The sequence below is a fragment of the Rhizobium sp. CF122 genome (assembly GCF_000282035.1).
GTDB lineage: Bacteria > Pseudomonadota > Alphaproteobacteria > Rhizobiales > Rhizobiaceae > Rhizobium.
The window spans coordinates 1-16,768 of sequence record NZ_AKKA01000075.1; the positions used below are offsets into that span (position 1 = coordinate 1).

General features: G+C 59.6%; 16 protein-coding genes and 1 pseudogene. 6 read left to right on the forward strand and 11 right to left on the reverse strand.

Features of this window, described 5'->3' with window-relative positions; all coding sequences use genetic code 11:
* From PMI09_RS17505 to napE, 4 genes are all read right to left on the reverse strand, one after another.
* On the reverse strand, positions 1 to 963 hold a 963-nt coding region (locus PMI09_RS17505; protein WP_007797021.1), incomplete at its 3' end, for a molybdopterin-dependent oxidoreductase.
* Positions 938 to 1,222: a chaperone NapD gene (locus PMI09_RS17510; RefSeq protein ID WP_007797024.1), complete on the reverse strand. Its 285-nt coding sequence runs from the start codon at positions 1,220 to 1,222 to the stop codon at positions 938 to 940. The genes PMI09_RS17505 and PMI09_RS17510, both read right to left, overlap by 26 nt.
* The gene (locus PMI09_RS30480; protein ID WP_081499088.1) at positions 1,215 to 1,712 is read right to left on the reverse strand and encodes a ferredoxin-type protein NapF; all 498 of its coding nucleotides are present in this window, start codon (positions 1,710 to 1,712) and stop codon (positions 1,215 to 1,217) included. The genes PMI09_RS17510 and PMI09_RS30480 overlap by 8 nt, the downstream gene beginning before the upstream one ends.
* A 7-nt stretch (positions 1,713 to 1,719) precedes the next feature.
* Positions 1,720 to 1,914, reverse strand: coding sequence for a periplasmic nitrate reductase, NapE protein (gene napE / locus PMI09_RS17515; RefSeq protein WP_007797030.1), 195 nt, complete (start codon positions 1,912 to 1,914; stop codon positions 1,720 to 1,722).
* 134 nt (positions 1,915 to 2,048) lie between these two features.
* On the opposite strand from napE, the pseudogene PMI09_RS32250 reads away from it, so the two are divergent.
* Positions 2,049 to 2,465 (forward strand): annotated as a pseudogene (locus tag PMI09_RS32250) (MOFRL family protein); the annotation flags it as partial.
* 293 nt (positions 2,466 to 2,758) lie between these two features.
* Positions 2,759 to 4,036 carry a DUF3422 family protein gene (locus PMI09_RS17525; protein ID WP_037083418.1) on the forward strand — a complete coding sequence of 426 codons (1,278 nt, stop codon included), beginning with the start codon at positions 2,759 to 2,761 and terminating at the stop codon, positions 4,034 to 4,036.
* Between the two features lie 128 nt (positions 4,037 to 4,164).
* On the opposite strand, the gene PMI09_RS17530 is transcribed toward PMI09_RS17525, so the two are convergent.
* The 4 genes from PMI09_RS17530 to gabD all read right to left on the reverse strand — a co-directional run bounded on the left by PMI09_RS17530 (position 4,165) and on the right by gabD (position 10,878).
* The gene (locus tag PMI09_RS17530; protein WP_007797041.1) at positions 4,165 to 5,706 is read right to left on the reverse strand and encodes a SpoVR family protein; all 1,542 of its coding nucleotides are present in this window, start codon (positions 5,704 to 5,706) and stop codon (positions 4,165 to 4,167) included.
* 10 nt (positions 5,707 to 5,716) lie between these two features.
* Positions 5,717 to 7,033, reverse strand: a complete 1,317-nt coding sequence (locus PMI09_RS17535) for a YeaH/YhbH family protein (protein WP_007797045.1) — start codon at positions 7,031 to 7,033, stop codon at positions 5,717 to 5,719.
* 25 nt (positions 7,034 to 7,058) lie between these two features.
* Positions 7,059 to 9,008 carry a PrkA family serine protein kinase gene (locus PMI09_RS17540; RefSeq protein ID WP_007797048.1) on the reverse strand — a complete coding sequence of 650 codons (1,950 nt, stop codon included), beginning with the start codon at positions 9,006 to 9,008 and terminating at the stop codon, positions 7,059 to 7,061.
* Positions 9,009 to 9,423: 415 nt separating this feature from the next.
* Complete coding sequence (gene gabD / locus PMI09_RS17545) at positions 9,424 to 10,878, reverse strand: NADP-dependent succinate-semialdehyde dehydrogenase (RefSeq protein ID WP_007797051.1); 1,455 nt, start codon at positions 10,876 to 10,878, stop codon at positions 9,424 to 9,426.
* A 245-nt stretch (positions 10,879 to 11,123) separates the two neighbouring features.
* On the opposite strand from gabD, the gene PMI09_RS17550 reads away from it, so the two are divergent.
* The 4 genes from PMI09_RS17550 to PMI09_RS17565 all read left to right on the forward strand — a co-directional run bounded on the left by PMI09_RS17550 (position 11,124) and on the right by PMI09_RS17565 (position 13,455).
* Positions 11,124 to 11,819, forward strand: a complete 696-nt coding sequence (locus tag PMI09_RS17550; protein ID WP_007797054.1) for an RNA polymerase sigma factor — start codon at positions 11,124 to 11,126, stop codon at positions 11,817 to 11,819.
* An 87-nt stretch (positions 11,820 to 11,906) separates the two neighbouring features.
* On the forward strand, positions 11,907 to 12,431 hold the full coding sequence (locus PMI09_RS17555) for a DUF4142 domain-containing protein (protein ID WP_007797056.1): 525 nt from the start codon (positions 11,907 to 11,909) through the stop codon (positions 12,429 to 12,431).
* Between the two features lie 11 nt (positions 12,432 to 12,442).
* Positions 12,443 to 12,760, forward strand: coding sequence for a cupredoxin domain-containing protein (locus PMI09_RS17560; RefSeq protein ID WP_007797059.1), 318 nt, complete (start codon positions 12,443 to 12,445; stop codon positions 12,758 to 12,760).
* A 107-nt stretch (positions 12,761 to 12,867) separates the two neighbouring features.
* The gene (locus PMI09_RS17565) at positions 12,868 to 13,455 is read left to right on the forward strand and encodes an IMPACT family protein (RefSeq protein ID WP_007797063.1); all 588 of its coding nucleotides are present in this window, start codon (positions 12,868 to 12,870) and stop codon (positions 13,453 to 13,455) included.
* Positions 13,456 to 13,469: 14 nt separating this feature from the next.
* On the opposite strand, the gene PMI09_RS17570 is transcribed toward PMI09_RS17565, so the two are convergent.
* From PMI09_RS17570 to PMI09_RS17580, 3 genes are all read right to left on the reverse strand, one after another.
* Positions 13,470 to 14,492 carry an LLM class flavin-dependent oxidoreductase gene (locus PMI09_RS17570; RefSeq protein ID WP_007797066.1) on the reverse strand — a complete coding sequence of 341 codons (1,023 nt, stop codon included), beginning with the start codon at positions 14,490 to 14,492 and terminating at the stop codon, positions 13,470 to 13,472.
* Between the two features lie 144 nt (positions 14,493 to 14,636).
* Positions 14,637 to 16,181: a DHA2 family efflux MFS transporter permease subunit gene (locus PMI09_RS17575; RefSeq protein WP_007797070.1), complete on the reverse strand. Its 1,545-nt coding sequence runs from the start codon at positions 16,179 to 16,181 to the stop codon at positions 14,637 to 14,639.
* A 50-nt stretch (positions 16,182 to 16,231) separates the two neighbouring features.
* Positions 16,232 to 16,609, reverse strand: a complete 378-nt coding sequence (locus PMI09_RS17580) for a VOC family protein (protein WP_007797073.1) — start codon at positions 16,607 to 16,609, stop codon at positions 16,232 to 16,234.
* Positions 16,610 to 16,768 lie beyond the last annotated feature (159 nt).

Below are 16,768 nucleotides of genomic sequence, written 5' to 3' on the forward strand. Positions count from 1 at the left end.
GGCCGCACCGGCAGCCGCCACTTCCAACGGGTTGTCCGGCCGCAAGCCGTAGCCGATGTCGGTGACGCCGCGGACGAACCGTGTGTGCCGCTGTACGAAGTCCTGGTTGACGCGGCCGGTCTGGATGATGTGATTGGCGATGTAGTTGAGGATTGCAAGATCCGTTCCCGGCTTGAAGATGATCGGGATGTCGGCGAGATCCATGCTGCGATGCGTGAAGGTGGAGAGCACCGCGACGCGAACATGCGGCTGCCCGAGCCGGCGGTCGGCGACGCGTGTCCACAGGATCGGGTGCATCTCCGCCATGTTCGAGCCCCAAAGCACAAAGGCATCGGCATTCTCGAAATCATCATACACGCCCATCGGCTCGTCCATGCCGAAAGTGCGCATGAAGGCATATGCCGCCGACGCCATGCAATGCCGGGCGTTGGGGTCGAGGTTGTTGGAACGGAACCCCGCCCGCATGAGCTTTGTGGCCGCATACCCCTCGAAGATCGTCCACTGGCCCGAGCCAAACATGCCGACGGCCGTCGGGCCCTTTTCCTTCAACACTTTCTTACACTGAGCGGCCATCACGTCGAAGGCCTCGTCCCAACTCACGGGTTCGAACTCGCCGTCCTTGGCATAGACGCCGTTCCGTTTGCGCAGCAGCGGCGTTTTCAGCCGATCCTCGCCGTACATGATCTTCGACAGGAAGTAGCCCTTGATGCAATTCAGGCCGCGGTTGACCTCGGCCTGCATGTCTCCATGAGTGGCGACCACCTGGCCATTCTTGACGCCGACCATTACGCCGCAGCCAGTCCCGCAAAAACGGCATGGAGCCTTGGACCATTTGATCTGTAGAGCGCTCACGCCGCCCGGCACCGGCTGGGCGGAAACAGGAAGCGCAATGCCCGCTGCCGCCGCTGCCATGGCCGCAGCCTGAGCTTTCAGAATGTCACGCCTTGTCAACTCTCCCGTCATTGCACTGCGTCTCCTCCTCGACATGCTCGAACACCATGTTCGCCGCGATCACTCCGTCCAGCAGAGAGATTTGCGACAGACACGCACCCAGTTGGCCAGTACTCGTTCCTTCGATGACGACGATAATTTTGCCGCCGGAATAGCCGTAGATTTCCACGTTCTCCATCTTGCCAAGCGCGGCAAGGACACGCTCAGTGCTAGGTGGCAGGGTGGCAACGACAGCACTTGATACGTGATAGTGCGACGGCCCGTCAGACATCGGTTGCCTCCACGGTGCGTGCTTGAAACGAAATCGCGTCCGCCGGACAGATGCCCAGGCATGCACCGCACCCCGTGCACCTTTCGCCGTCGAGCTCCGGCACGAAGGGACCGCCCATGCGAGGACGGAAACGAATGGCCTGTTCGGGACATGCTTCGCCGCACGACTGGCATGCGATCCGTCGTTGCGCGAAGCAATCATCGCTTATTGTCGCGACGTGGGGAAACCGGCAGATGCGCTCGGCCAAAAAAATCGGTTCCGGACATGCATGGGCGCATTCCCCGCAGAATATGCATTCGCCCTGCGAAAAATCGAGGGACGGCAGACCACCTACTATCCGGATTATCCCAGTGGGACATCGTTCCATGCATTTGCCACAACCCGTGCAGGCTTCTATGACAGCGGCGGCGGATGCGCCTGGTGGGCAAGGGCCGACATACGCCGTCACCGCGTTGCCAGAAAGGAATTGACGTCTCGAGATTGAGCTCATAGCCGCCTCAGTGCGCCGCTGGGGGGCCAGGGGGCCCGAACACAGCTTGGAACATCCACACGATGAAGCCGTAGCCGCCGACGACTCCGACGGCCACCAAGGGCCAGATTCCGAACGCCAGTATCAGGAAAGTCAGCAGCTCCAGCCGTCGCCGCGAACGCGGGCTGTCACTGCTTGGGGCTCTTCGTAGAAGCTCAGACATTGCTGTCTCCCTCGCAACCGACGATAACATGACAATGTCATCGTGGGTAGCTCCGCTTGTATTTTCGTCGTTCCATGAAAAACCGTCTGCGAGGTTCCGCTGACCATCTCGTGAAGCGCCCGCAAGGTCGGCGTCTGATCGCTTCCGCTTCCGCCTCCTTGGAGGCCGCAGTCGCGCAGGCACGCGCCGCCGACATCAATGCCGTCGTCCTTTCTGACGCGATCGAAGGAGAAGCCTACGAAGTGGCGGCAATTGCCCGTGAAGTCGCGACCAAGAATCGTCCCCTCGCCAGGCCGGTTGTCATCCTTTCTGGCGCCGAGACGACCGTGACCGTCAGGGGTGACGGAAGGGGGAGATCGAGGGCTTAGAAGACAATGCCGGCACCTTCGCGGATGGACAAACCAAGGCGCGGCTGTGACAGTTGCGGATGATGCCGCGGATCATCTTGATCGAAACGACGCCAGGACGGTCTTCGACGCGATCTCGGATATCGTCAAACCGGACCCACCGGTACCAATGCCAACGACTTCCGGGCAATCCTCGTTCGTTAAATCTCACTGCAGATGAGTCGCTTCTTTGATGCTTTGCCTGTGGCAAACGGTCGCGCGAACCGATCGCGCTGGACAGGCATATAACGAGATGCTTGCATGCCTCGCCTGAGGGGCGATGTGGGGACATCATCATGGACATCAGAAATCTCCTTGCGAGTTGGCGAGGGGCGTACGAAGGTGTTGACGCTGATCGGAAGCGACCAATCCAGCCTGTTCAGTTCCCTCTTCATCTCAACCTGCCCGCGGCACCAGTATCGATGACCGGAAAACCCGCCACCGAAAGGAATGCATGGATGACGCAAGGAAGCTTTGGCTTTCCGCCTGCGGATCTTCGAGGACGCGCTTTGGGTGAGATTCATGCCCGGCCCTATGCGCTTGTTCAGGCGCCACGCGTCATATTCCAGCTCGCTTTTTTGACGGAAAGCGCCGGGGATAACGACCATGAGATGCTCGCCGACCTATCCCGCTCCAGCGGCGTTGCACCGCCTGCCCGCGAAACCAGCCATCATGCGATAAGTTGGGGGCAGGGAACGCTGCGCTGGGAGCGGCACACCGAGTTCTCAACATACTTTTGGGACTGTCCATCGCCCGAGAGGTTTGGCGCGCCGATAGCCGTTCATCCCTTCGGCGACAGTTTTTCGCCGCCGGGGCCCTTCATATCAGGGATCCGTCTGGAGATCCGGCCCGATACATCGGATACAGCGCAGGAGATTGCCGTCTTCGATCCGACCAGCCTGTGCCGAAGCGAGCTGAGAAACGGCCAGGCAACGATCCTGACCGATTTCCGCCAAGACGGTGACGGATTGACGAAGTTTTTGGTGATCGATCGCGGCATGTCCGACAGTGCGCGCGGCGCGCTGGTCCAGCGCCTTCTCGATATCGAGACCTATCGCACGCTCGCAATGATGGGCCTGCCGCTTGCGCAGTCGCTCTCGCCCGAAATACGTCAGATCGAATCCGGCCTGACCGCGATTACACAGCGGATGAAGTTGCACGCCCGCGACGAGGCGGATCAGATGCTGTTCGAGATTACGCGCCTTGCGGCGGAACTGGAGGCGAATGCGGCGCTCAGCCTCTACCGGTTCGGAGCCAGCCGCGCCTACTACGAGATCGTCCAGGAGCGCATTCGCGCGCTCGCCGAAACCGCGATACCCGGCAGCGAGACGCTCGGTTCTTTCCTGGAACGGCGACTGGCACCGGCCATGCGGACCTGCCAGTCGGTCGAGGAGCGTCAGGCGAATCTTTCGCGCAAGCTGGCCCGGGCCACCGCGCTGTTACGAAGCTGGATCGACGTCGAACTCGAGCGTATCAATACGACGGTGCTGAACTCGATGGATCGCCGGGCACAGCTGCAGCTGCGCCTGCAGCAGACGGTCGAAGGCCTGTCGGTGGCGGCAATCTCCTACTATGTCGTCGGGCTCTTCGGTTACCTGGCAAAAGGCGCGCACAATGTCGGCCTCGAAGTGTCGCCCGAGACGCTGACCGGCCTGTCTGTTCCGATCGTCGTTGCTGGTATGTGGCTCGTCGTGCGAAGCATCAGGCGTAGACATGCGGAAGAGGACAAGCATTGATATTTCGGCGTCGTGCAGATGCCCAACGTCCACCAAGGCATAACCCGGGCTGTGGCACGGCAAATGCATTCGCTGATTCCGAGAGCGGCGATGTCGTGCCAACGCGCCTCAGGGCGATCAATCCGGCTTCAGATCTCAGCTGTCGAGCACTCGTAGAGAACCGCGCCGGTTGCAGCATCGACGCCGCTCAGGCTTACGTCGTAGCCCCAGAGGCGGCGAATGTGGCTCAGCGTGGCATCACGAGTGCCTTCTTCCAGTAGGATGCCGTTCTTTACATTGTGCTGCAGCCGAAGCTGCCGATCACCAAGCAGGTCGACATCGATAACTTGGATATCGGGCTGTCTGGCGCCGACGTCGTAACTGTGGGCAAGCGCCGAGCGGACCTTGGAATAGCCGCGCTCGTTATGGATTGCAGATACTTCGCAATAGTTGTCGGTGGAGCGATCAGAGAGCAGAAACAGGCGGAACTTACGGATCATTGCCGGGCTGAGATATTGCAGCATGAAGGACTCGTCCCGGTGGTTTGCCCAGGCGTCGAGCAGCGTCCCCTGCCAATCGCCATTGCCGGCAAACGACGGAAACCAGTCGCGATCTTCCTCCGTCGGTTCCATGCAGATGCGCTCGATGTCCTGCATCATCGCGAACCCCAAGGCGTAGGGGTTTATGCCAGGAAAGCGCGGGTCATCGAAAGCGGGCTGAAATACGACGTTGGAGTGGCTTTTCAGCAATTCCAGCATCGCACCCTCGCTGATCCGGCCCTGATCGAAGAGGCGGTTGATGATCGTGTAGTGCACGAAGGTCGCACAGCCCTCGTTCATCACCTTGGTTTGGCGCTGCGGATAGAAATATTGCGCAATGACGCGAACGATCCGGAGAAGCTCGCGCTGCCAGGGATCGAGGATGAGGCTGTGCTTTTCCAGGAAATAGAGCAGGTTCTCTTCTGGAAGATTGAGAACCTTCTTGCGTTCGGATGCGTCGCGTTCGGCGTCTTCCGGGTTGCGGCTTTCCGTTGCCAGCGGTAGCGTACGCCATAAATCGCTGTAGGTCTGCTCTTCGTATTCCAGTCGCTCCCGGGCGCGCTCTCTGACCTTTTCGGAAGAAAGTCGGGGCGGGCGACGGTAACGGAATACGCCCTGATCCATCAAGGCGTGCGCTGAATCGAGGATCGCCTCCACTGCGCTCAACCCGTGCCGTTCTTCGCACTTGGCAATGTATTTCTTCGCGAAGTCCATGTAGCTCAGAATGGCGCCAGCGTCGGTCCATTGGCGGAAAAGATAGTTGTTTTTGAAAAAATGGTTGTGGCCGAAGGCGGCATGCGCGGTCACGAGCGCCTGCATTGCCATGGTATTTTCTTCCATGAGATAGGTGATGCAGGGATTGGAGTTAATGACCAGCTCGTAGGCGAGGCCGCGCTGTCCCTTGCGATAGAGGTGATCCTCGAAAATGAAGCGCTTGCCGAAGGACCAGTGCTGGTACATCAGGGGCATGCCCACCGAGGAGTAGGCATCCAGCATCTGCTCGGAGGAAATGATCTCCAGCTGGTTGGGATAGACGTCCAATCCCATCTCATCGAGCGCAATCGTCTCGATGGCATCGTAGGCGCGCGAAAGAGTCGAAAAATTCCAATCGGAACCATCAAACAGCAGGCCTGAACTCGAGCGTCTCGCCATTTGGTCGTCCTTACTTGCGCGTGCGCATGGCAGGCTGTCGGGTAAAGAGCTTGCGGAACACGGGATAGATATCTGCGGGTCGGGAGATCCGCGTCATCTGGAAATTGGGCACTTCCCCGTCGACCGTGCGATAGGCGCGCCATAGCGACGTGCCGTTGTCGGTCGTTCCAAAGATTTCCGTTTCGCGCTCGTCGATGATCTCGACATAGGCATAATACTGGCAAAGACGCATCAAATGGTCGCGAAGCAGTGCCGCACAGCGTTCGGAATCGCCGCTGATGTTATCGCCATCGGAGGCCTGCGCGGCGTAAATGTTCCACAAATGTGCCGGATAGCGCTCCTCGATCACACGAAGCATTTCCTCAAGTGCGGTGGAAACGACCGTCCCGCCGCTCTGCTTGCTGTAGAAGAACGTCTCCTCGTCGACTTCGCGCGCTTCGTCGGTATGGCGAATGAAGACGATATCGATCCGCTCATAACGGCGGGTCAGGAAGAGGTGCAGCAGGACGAAGAAGCGTTTTGCAAGATCCTTTTCCCGCTCGCCCATGGATGCCGACACATCCATCAGGCAGAACATCACGGCGCTGGCATTGGGAACCGGCTGGCGCTCGAAGCGGTTGAAGCGAATGTCGACCGGATCGACATAGGAAATGCGCCGACGTCTGCGCTCCATCTGCTCCAGGTCCTCGCGCAGCGCCTGTAGGCGCCGTCGGTTTGCAGTGGATAACTCCTTCTCGGCTTCCAGGGCGGTGATCTCGTCCGCAAGCGCTTTCACCGCGGCTTCGCTCGGCCGCTGCAAGGCCATGCGGCGGCCGAAACTATTGCGCATCGTCCGCGCGACATTGATGTTCGTGGGTGTTCCGGCTGTGCTGAAGCCGACGCGGTGCGGCTTGTAGGTCACCGTTTCCTTGAGATTCAGCTTGACCATATCAGGCAGCTCAAGGTCCTCGAAGAAAAGATCGAGAACCTCGTCGCGGGATAGAATGAACTGAAAGTCGTCCTCACTCTCGCCACGGCCAGCGCCGCGGCCGCTGCCGCCACCACCGCTTTGCGGTCGCGACAGCTTGTCACCCGCCATGTATTCCTTGTTGCCGGGCAAAATATACTCGCGCTCACCGCTGTCGGAGGCGGGCTGAAAGGTCGGCTCGCCTGCGCCACGCTTCGGCATCGGGACGCCATGGGCGGCGTCCACGTCGGCAATCTTGTCGGACTTGACCTGTTCCTTGATGGCCCGCTTGAGTTCCTCGCGGGCACGCTTCAGGAAACGCTGCCGGTTGCCGAGGCTCTTGTCCTTCGGGTTGAGCCGGCGGTCGATGAAATTCGGCATCTGCCAATCTCCCGGTTCGGCATCGTCAACCGGCCTTGTTGACCCTCATATACCAATCGACGAGCCGCCGGACCTGGCGAACCGTGTAGCCACGCTGCGTCATGCGCTGGACGAATTCGGCGTGCTGTTTCTCTGTCGAGCTGTCCTTCTTGGAGCCGAAACTAATGACCGGCAGGAGATCTTCCACCTGACCGAACATGCGCTTCTCGATGACTTCGCGAAGCTTTTCATAGCTCGTCCAGGAGGGATTGCGCCCATGGTTCTTGGCGCGCGCGCGCAACGTGAATTTCACGACCTCGTTGCGGAAGTCCTTGGGATTGGCAATGCCCGCCGGCTTCTCGATCTGCGACAGCTCGCTATCGAGTATCTCCCTGTTGAGGATTTGTCCGGTATCGTAGTCCTTGAAGTCCTGATCCTCCAGCCATGCATCGGCGTAGGCGATATAGCGGTCGAACAGGTTCTGCCCATATTCGCTATAGGATTCCAGGTAGGCTTTCTGGATTTCATGGCCGATGAATTCGGCGTAACGCGCAGCAAGCTCGGACTTGATGAAATCAAGGTAGCGCGCCTCGGTTTCCTTCGGAAACTGTTCGCGTCGGATCGCCTGCTCCATGATGTACATCAGGTGTACGGGGTCGGCTGCCACCTCCTTGGTGTCGTAATTGAAGGTTTCCGAGAGAACCTTGAAGGCAAAGCGCGTGCTGATACCGGTCATGCCTTCGTCAACACCGGCGGCGTCACGATACTCCTGTACGGACTTGGCCTTGGGATCGGTGTCTTTCAGGTTCTCGCCGTCATAAACGCGCATCTTGGTGTAAAGCGGTGAGTTCTCATGGACGTGGAGACGTGTTGCAACCGTGAAGCGGCTGAGATTTTCGAGCACCTCGGGGGCACATGGGCTCTTTGCCAGTTCGCTCTCGCGCAGCAGCTTCTCGTAGATTTGCCGCTCCTCGGTGACCCGCAGGCAATAGGGCACTTTGACCACGAGGATGCGGTCGAGGAACGCCTCGTTGTTTTTGTTGTTCTTGAAGTGCAGCCACTCGGACTCGTTGGAGTGAGCAACGACGATGCCCTGGAAGGGGAAGGCGCCAAAGTTCTCGGTGCCGTTATAGCTGCCTTCCTGCGTCGCAGTCAGCAGCGGGTGCAGCACCTTGATGGGCGCCTTGAACATCTCGACGAACTCGAGAAGTCCTTGTGTGGTTCTGTTCAGTCCGCCGCTGTAGGAGTAGGCGTCCGGATCGGCCTGGCTGAAGTTTTCCAGCTGGCGGATATCGACCTTGCCGACGAGCGCAGACACATCCTGGTTGTTCTCATCACCCGGTTCGGTCTTGGCGATTGCGATCTGCCGCAGACGGGAGGGTGTCAGCTTGACGACACTGAACTTCGAGATGTCGCCGCCGATCTCGTCGAGCCGTTTCGTTGCCCATGGCGAGATCAGGCCCGTGAGCCTCCGTCGTGCAATCCCGTACTTGTCTTCCAACAGCCCTGCCATCCGTTCAGGGTGGAAGAGGCCGAGAGGGGACTCGAAGACGGGACTGATTTTGCCGTTAACGGCCAAGGTGTAGATTGGGCGCTGCTCCATCAGCCTCTTGAGGCGCTCGGCAAGCGACGATTTGCCGCCGCCGACCGGCCCAAGCAGATAGAGGATTTGCTTTCGTTCCTCGAGCCCTTGCGCGGCATATCTGAAGTAGCCGACGATCCGCTCGATCGTATCTTCCATTCCGTAGAAATCAGCGAAGGATGGGTAGATCTTGACAGTGCGGTTGGCGAAAATCCTGCCAAGCCGCTCATCTGCGCTGGTATCGATCAGGGTCGGCTCGCCGATTGCTTCGACCATTCGCTCCTGTGCTGTCGCATACAGGCTTTTATCATCGCGGCAGGCAAGCAGGTATTCCTGTAGGCTCAATTCTTCTTGCGCGGCGCTTGTGTAAATTTCCGAGAAAAGATCGAAGACGTCGCTTTCACCTTTTTGCATGATGCTCTCCCGCGGCCGGCTGGTTGAAACGGGATCGGGATCGCTGCCCTGTCGGCGCGCCTACTGAGAAAACGGCAGAACCTAGTATTCGTTCCTTCAAATACTTAGAGGAATTCGAAATTGGCTTGGGAAGGCCATACAGCATCTTTATCATCTCCATTCTTGCGCTCGATCGCGACTCAAATGTTGAGCAGTGCTGATTGCCAATATGGCACGAAAGACGTGCAATAACCATGGCTAAGGTAATCACGCTATCGGTAGGAATGGCGTAATTTCGGTTGATACAACGCTACGCCGGCGAACAAAGTTACACCTTTCGCTGGTCGCATTGTATTGGACGGTGGCCTTAGAACCCCTGCCGTTCCTACCAAAGAAGAGTGTGGGGACCGTGCGGTCCGCGCCAGCCCCCGGGCATTCAACTGATGCCGCCGAGGCAGACGTATTTAATCTCCATAAATTCTTCGATGCCGTATTTTGAGCCCTCTCGCCCCAGGCCGGAGAGCTTGACGCCGCCAAATGGCGCTTCTGCCGTCGAGATCAGGCCGGTGTTGACGCCGACCATGCCGTATTCGAGGGCCTCGGCCACCCGGAAGACGCGGGCAAGATCCTTGGCATAAAAGTAGGAGGCCAGGCCAAACTCGGTGTCGTTGGCCTGCGCGATCACGTCGGCCTCATCCTTGAAGCGGAAGAGCGGCGCCACTGGGCCGAAGGTCTCCTCGCGGGCAACGACCATCTCCTTGGTGACGTTGGCGAGCACCGTCGCCTCATAGAAAGTGCCGCCGAGGGTATGGCGCTTTCCTCCCTGAACGACGCTCGCCCCCTTGGCGAGTGCATCGGCAACGTGCTCCTCGACTTTTTCCAGAGCCGGCTGATCGATCAGCGGCCCGAGAATGACACCCTCGTCGAAGCCGTTGCCGGTCTTCAGTTTGCCGACGGCGGTCGCAAGCTTCTCGGCAAAGGCATCGTAGACGCCGTCCTGCACGTAGAGCCGGTTGGCGCACACGCAGGTCTGACCGTTGTTGCGGAACTTGGCGATCAGCGCGCCTTCGACCGCCGCATCGAGATCGGCGTCGTCGAAAACGATGAAGGGGGCGTTGCCGCCAAGCTCGAGCCCAAGCTTCTTGATCGTCGCAGCGCTCTGCTTGTAAAGCTCGGCGCCGATCTCGGTGGAACCGGTGAAGGTCAACTTGCGGACGGTCGGGTTGGCGGTCATCTCGGCGCCAATCTCGCGTGCCGAGCCGGTGACGACGGAAAACAGCCCTTTCGGCAGTCCGGCGCGTTCGGCAAGCACGGCAATCGCAATGGCCGAGAACGGCGTCTGGCTGGCCGGCTTTAGCACCATGGCGCAACCGGCAGCAAAGGCGGGCCCCGCCTTGCGGGTGATCATCGCGTTCGGGAAATTCCAGGGGGTGATCGCGGCGACTACCCCGATCGGCTGTTTCATCATCATGATGCGCTTATCGGGCTGGTGACCGGGAACCAGATCGCCATAGACGCGCCGGCCTTCTTCCGCGAACCATTCAATGAAGCTTGCACCGTAGACGATCTCACCGGTCGCTTCGGCAACCGGCTTGCCCTGTTCGAGCGTCAGGATGCGGCCGAGGTCATCCTTGTTCTCGATCATCAGCTCGAACCATTTGCGAAGAATGCCCGAACGCTCCTTGGCGGTGCGCGCTGCCCAGCCCTTTTGGGCAATGCGTGCGGCCTCGATCGCCGCTTTCGTTTCCGCTGCGCCAAGCTTCGGTACGCGGCCGATGATTTCGCCTGTTGCGGGGTTGTTGACTTCGATCGCATTCGACGGATCGGCCTCGATCCATTTGTCGCCAATGAGGGCTGCCTGACGAAAGAGTGTCGAGTCCTTGAGGTCCATTTTATCCATCCCATCCAGAAACTGCGTTGGTCCCGCTTTCTGCGGCCGCTTCGGTAAAGCCTTTACGGCAATGTCGGCATCTTTTCTGCCGTGTCAAACTCCTCCACCTAAAAACGGTCGCAACATGCTAACGAGCGGCCGGGCCCACGGGGATGGCAACGCCTTTGGCAGCCTAAATGCAGGCGCATGATTTTCGGGAACCTTTCCGATCAAGCCCCATCTATAGCCATGCTAAGGAGGTGACGATGTCGCACATTCGAACCGATCGGGCAGAAGCACTCGATACGCTCGCCGATGTCGAGCTGGCGCGTCGCGCGGTTGCACGCGATCGCCACGCATTTCGCGCAATCATGACGTCTCACAATCAGCGGCTTTTCAGGCTCGCAAGAAGCATCGTTCGCAACGACAGCGAAGCCGAAGATGTTGTTCAGGAAGCCTATGTGCTGGGGTTTGCACATCTCGATCGCTTCCGGGGAGATGCGTCGCTGGCGACCTGGCTATCACGCATTGTGATCAACGAGGCACTCGGGCGTCTGCGAAAAAAACGGCGGACGACGGGCTTGGTGAGTTCGATGGAGCAAAGCGGTGGAGCGACGATCGTCCAATTTCCTGTCGACAACCCCAGTGGCGATCCGGAGCGGACGATGGCGCAGCGACAAATCTTGCAGCTGGTCGAGCAGGCAACCGATGCGCTTCCCGATATCTATCGAACCGTCTTTGTCGCCCGAGTCATCGAGGGGCTGAGCATGGAGGAGACGGCTGCGCTGCTTGGCCTACGGGCCGGGACCGTCAAGACCCGGTTGCATCGTGCCAGACGCCTGGTGCGGGAGCGCCTCGACGAGCAGATCGGTCCCGTGCTCCTTTCCGCATTTCCCTTTGCCGGTCGCCGTTGCGAGCGTCTGACGGCCGCCGTGATGAGCCGTCTCGGCTTTCCCGATTAATCGCGGGAACCTAAGCGTCGGGCCGGCATCCAATGTTCGTTCCAGAAAACAACGCCCAGCCTCGCCGGCTCGGGCCAAGGAGGTTCCATGCATACCCGACAGATGACAACCTTGACCGCGCTTTGCCTACTCGCAATTGCGCCATCGGCATGGGCCGCGGACAAACCGACGGACCCGCAGATCGCTCATATCGCCTATACAGCCGGTGTCATCGACGTAGAGGCAGCAAAACTTGCGATCTCGAAATCCAAGAACAAGGACGTTGTTGCCTTCGCTGAGGACATGGTGCGAGACCATGAGGCCGTGAATACGCAGGCTCTCGCATTGGTCAAGAAGCTCAAGGTTACGCCTGAGGACAACGCTACGAGCAAGGCGCTGGCCAAGGATGCGACCGATGAGCGGGCGAAACTCGCCAAGCTCAACGGCGCGAGCTTCGACAAGGCCTACGTCGCCAACGAAGTCGCCTACCACAAGCAGGTCAACGGCGCGCTCGAGACGCTGTTGATCCCCTCGGCGAGCAATGCCGAACTCAAGGAACTGCTCGAAACCGGTCTGAAAATCTTCCAGGGCCACCAGCAGCACGCCGAGCACGTCGCTGCCAACCTCAAATAGGAGATTTCGACATGCTGCGACGGCATCTGTGGATTGCTGCGGTATTGGCGTTGACAACAGGTGTCGTTCCGGCGCGGGCGGAAACAGTCACGGTGACAATCGAAAAGGTGATGTTTTCGCCCGCCGAGATTAGCGCAAGGCCAGGCGACACCATTGAATGGATCAACAAGGACATTCTTGCCCATACGGCGACCATGAAGGGAGCCTGGGAGGTGGTCATTCCTCCCGGCAAATCGGGACGTGTGGTGCTGAAGGCAACCACCCCGGTCGACTACTATTGTCGCTTTCATCCGAACATGAAGGGTCGGATCTCGATGCCGGCACAATAGTGGGGTAAGGGCAGCGCTGCGTCCACGGAGAGACTCTCCGCTGTCATGTCCGCCGTCGCCCGATAAACCGTCTTCGCTCGGCGCTTGCGCTGCCCTATACAGCTGTCATGTATTCGCTGGAACGAACCACATCCCTTGAGCAGATCGTGAAAAAGAGCCGGTTTCTGGCGATCGGCGTACCGATCGCCAGTGAGCTCGAAGCGAAGGAGGCGCTTGCGGCGCACTCCCAGGCCGATGCAAACCACAACTGCTGGGCTTGGCGTATCGGTCAGGCGTACCGCTTCAGCGATGACGGCGAGCCAAGTGGAACAGCCGGAAAACCCATACTGCAGGCGATTGACGGACAATCGCTGGACAAGGTCATGGTTATCGTGACGCGCTGGTTTGGCGGCGTTCTTCTTGGCACCGGTGGATTGATCCGCGCCTATGGCGGCACGGCCGCCGCCTGCCTCCGGGCCGGCGAGCTCGTCGAGCTCGTTCCAACGTTGCAAGCAACGATCCGCGCCGGGTTCTCCGACCTTGCCATCCTCAAGGCAAGGCTCACCGCTTTCGAAGGCGTGCAGATCCTGAGCGAGACATTCTCTGGCGCGGGTGCGGAGATCACTGCCAGCTTTCCCGAAGCAAAGTCAGAGGAAATTGCCCAGCTGATCGCCGATACGACAAGCGGACGCAGCGGGCTCGCCCTAAAGCAATAGACGGGCGCGAGAGTCTAACGCCAGCCGAGGGCAGGGGCTACGTGCTTGAGGATCGCCTCGATCACATGGGCGTTGTAGTCGACGCCAAGCTGATTGGGGACGGTCAGCAGCAGGGTATCGGCTTCGGCAATCGCTTGGTCTTCGGCGAGCTGTTTGACCAGCGCTTCCGGTTCGGCCGCGTAGGAGCGGCCAAAGATGGCCTTGGTGTTTTCGTCGATATAGCCGATCGAATCCTGTTCCTTGCCGCCGCGACCGAAATAGGCGCGGTCGCGATCGTCGACGAGCGCGAAGATGCTGCGGCTGACCGATACGCGCGGCGTGCGACTATGGCCGGCTTCTTTCCATGCCTCGCGGTACGCACGGATTTGCGCGGCCTGCTGGACGTGGAAGGGTTCGCCCGTTTCGTCATCCTTCAACGTCGAACTTTGCAGATTCATGCCGAGCTTGGCTGCCCAGACGGCGGTTGCGTTGGATCCGGCACCCCACCAGATGCGGTCGCGCAATCCTTCCGAATAGGGCTCAAGGCGCAGCAGGCCGGGTGGGTTGGGGAACATCGGACGCGGGTTCGGTTGGGCAAAGCCTTCACCTTTCAGCGCTTCCAGGAACACTTCGGCATGGCCACGGCCCATATCGGCATCTGTCGAGCCGTCCTGCGGTTGGTAGCCGAAATAGCGCCAGCCATCGATGACCTGCTCGGGCGAACCGCGGCTGATGCCGAGTTGCAGGCGCCCGCCTGCGATCAGATCCGCGGCCCCGGCGTCCTCAGCCATATAAAGCGGGTTTTCGTAGCGCATGTCGATGACCGCGGTACCGATTTCGATGGTCTTCGTCTTGGCGCCGACTGCAGCCAGCAAGGGGAACGGGGAGGCAAGCTGCCGAGCAAAATGGTGGACGCGGAAATAGGCACCATCCGCACCAAGTTCTTCGGCGGCAACGGCGAGGTCGATCGATTGGAGCAGCGCGTCGCCTGCGGAGCGGGTCTGCGACTGGGGCGAAGGCGTCCAGTGGCCGAAAGAGAGAAAGCCGATTTTCTTCATGATTTTGCCCGTTGGATATCACGGTTTGCCGTGGGATTTGCGATTGGTTTAACATGGGAAGCGGCATCTGCCACGAAAAGACGACTAAACGCTCTGTTCACTCTTTGATGTTGGCATCGCCAAACGAAAGGCCCTCCCGCAATTTCATTGCGGCGGAGCGACCGGTCTTGCGAATGGCAGAAAGAGCAGTGCGCAGCCTGTCAGTACGGCGACGATCAGCCAAGCCTCGTTGATCGCCTGGACGCTTGCTGCCGTCTGCACCAGCGGATCCAGCGCGGCGATGGTGTCGGGACTGAAGGTGCCTGCGCTGCCGGTGATCGTGCCGGTTGGAGCCCCGACAAACGCTGCTGTGGCTGCGTCGCCGGCTCGCAGTTGATCCCATAGCCTCTGCCCAAGCGGCTCCGACCTCGTGTAGATGATCGTATCGATCAATGCGATGCCGATCGCCCCACCAAGATTGCGCATCAGATTGAAGAGCCCGCTTGCATCAGGCACCTGCGCCGGCGGCAAGGTTCCGAGCGCGAGGCGGGTCGGTGGCAGCAGACAGAACATGATCGCTGCGCCGCGCACGACCTGGGGCCAGAACATGGCGTCGTAGTCGGAGCGTGGATCCTGAAATGCGCTCATCCCCAATCCGATTGCGAACAATACGAAGCCTGCGGCCGAAAGCAGGCGCGGATCCGTTCGCTTTTCCAGCGCAACGGCGATCGGCGCGACGATCAGCTGCGTGATACCCGTAACCAGCATCGTCGTCCCGATTTCCAGGGCGTTGTGCCCCCTGATGAAGGCAAGGAAAACCGGCATAAGATAGACCGAGCCGAAGAGGCCGATCCCCAGCACGAAACTGAGGGCCGAACCGATCAGGAAATTCCGGTCGTGGAAATGACGCAGGTCGACGATCGGGCGTGTCCTGCGCAGCGACCGCGATGCAAACGCGGCCCCACAGACCAAGCTTACCACCAGCAGGCTCAGAACATAAGACGAGATCCAGCCGCTCGTCGGCGCTTCCTTCAGTCCCAACTCGAGGCTCGTCAGTGCCAACGCCATCATGACAAGCGACAGACTATCGAGATTTCGAAGTTCGGAGGTGTCGCCCTTTTGCGGCGGCAAGAACCGCCACGCCACGAGCGCCGAGACGATCCCGGGGATGATATTGATGAGGAACAGCCAGTGCCACGAGTAGGTCGACGTCAGCCAGCCGCCGATGATCGGGCCGACAGTTGGGGCCAGAACCGCCAGTACGCCCGCAATTGTTGTGGCAATTGCCTGCCGCTCGTTTGGAAAGAGGATGAAAACAGCCGAAAACACCGCGGGAATCAACGTGCCGCCGGAGAAGCCTTGAAGCGCCCGCCAGGCAACCAGCTCGCTGAAGTCGCTGCTTGCCGCACAGCCGGCGGAAGCGACGACAAACAGGCCGATGGAGGCGACGAATAACCATCGCATCGTCAAGACGCGCGTCAGCAAGCCGGTCAACGGTATCGCGACCACCTCCGCGATGAGATAGATGGTCTGGATCCAGCTCATCTGGTCTGGATCGATATTGATGGCCTGCTGGATCGTTGGCAGGGATGTGGCGACGACCTGCACGTCCAGGATCGCCATGAACATGCCGACGCACATCGCAATAAAGCCGACCCAAATCACCGCTGAAGGCGAACGAGAGGAGGCCGGCTCAAGGTGTTGCGACATGCGGTTGCCTTGCGATCAGGGGTATTTGAGGCGACCCGCGTCGCGGGCCTTCATTCAGGGTGGTGGAAAAAGGCTTCCAGGCGATAGCCATCCGGATCGATGACGAATGCTGCATAATAGAAGGACGCGTACTCGGGACGTATGCCGGGTTCACCATTGTCCGTCCCGCCATTGGCTATACCTTTTGCGTGAAAGCCTCTGACACCTTCCTCGCTGTCGGCAACAAAACAGAAGTGCAATCCCGACTCCATATCGGGGACAACCGGGCGCTCCGCGAGCTTTATCCAAAGCTGGGGTTGTTCGGCGCCATATCCCAGCCACTTGTCACTCGTTGAAAGCCTCGCATAGCCCAAAGGCTCAAGTGCTGCATCGTAGAATTTGCGGGCACGCTCAAGATCGGACACGCCGATAGAAACATGATGGAACATCATTCCTCCTTCTAGGCGCGGCAGTCATTCGCAGTCGAGCCGCTGCCGATGGCTGCTCGCAGACTGTACAGCGTGATATCTGTAAAGCAAATGACTGCTCCCGATTGTCGGTCTTGGCGCCGACTTGATCTATCGAGGACGCGGCCAAGGGTGTTGAAC

Bases quoted from the DNA above. Each gene is read 5' to 3' on its own strand.
- PMI09_RS17560 (WP_007797059.1), top strand. From the start codon at position 12,443: ATGCTGCGACGGCATCTGTGGATTGCTGCGGTATTGGCGTTGACAACA.
- PMI09_RS17510 (WP_007797024.1), bottom strand. From the start codon at position 1,222: ATGTCTGACGGGCCGTCGCACTATCACGTATCAAGTGCTGTCGTTGCC.
- PMI09_RS17555 (WP_007797056.1), top strand. From the start codon at position 11,907: ATGCATACCCGACAGATGACAACCTTGACCGCGCTTTGCCTACTCGCA.
- PMI09_RS17550 (WP_007797054.1), top strand. From the start codon at position 11,124: ATGTCGCACATTCGAACCGATCGGGCAGAAGCACTCGATACGCTCGCC.
- PMI09_RS17530 (WP_007797041.1), bottom strand. From the start codon at position 5,706: ATGGCGAGACGCTCGAGTTCAGGCCTGCTGTTTGATGGTTCCGATTGG.
- PMI09_RS30480 (WP_081499088.1), bottom strand. From the start codon at position 1,712: ATGAGCTCAATCTCGAGACGTCAATTCCTTTCTGGCAACGCGGTGACG.
- PMI09_RS17565 (WP_007797063.1), top strand. From the start codon at position 12,868: ATGTATTCGCTGGAACGAACCACATCCCTTGAGCAGATCGTGAAAAAG.
- PMI09_RS17575 (WP_007797070.1), bottom strand. From the start codon at position 16,181: ATGTCGCAACACCTTGAGCCGGCCTCCTCTCGTTCGCCTTCAGCGGTG.
- PMI09_RS17580 (WP_007797073.1), bottom strand. From the start codon at position 16,609: ATGTTCCATCATGTTTCTATCGGCGTGTCCGATCTTGAGCGTGCCCGC.
- napE (WP_007797030.1), bottom strand. From the start codon at position 1,914: ATGTCTGAGCTTCTACGAAGAGCCCCAAGCAGTGACAGCCCGCGTTCG.
- gabD (WP_007797051.1), bottom strand. From the start codon at position 10,878: ATGGACCTCAAGGACTCGACACTCTTTCGTCAGGCAGCCCTCATTGGC.
- PMI09_RS17570 (WP_007797066.1), bottom strand. From the start codon at position 14,492: ATGAAGAAAATCGGCTTTCTCTCTTTCGGCCACTGGACGCCTTCGCCC.
- PMI09_RS17535 (WP_007797045.1), bottom strand. From the start codon at position 7,033: ATGCCGAATTTCATCGACCGCCGGCTCAACCCGAAGGACAAGAGCCTC.
- PMI09_RS17540 (WP_007797048.1), bottom strand. From the start codon at position 9,008: ATGCAAAAAGGTGAAAGCGACGTCTTCGATCTTTTCTCGGAAATTTAC.
- PMI09_RS17525 (WP_037083418.1), top strand. From the start codon at position 2,759: ATGACGCAAGGAAGCTTTGGCTTTCCGCCTGCGGATCTTCGAGGACGC.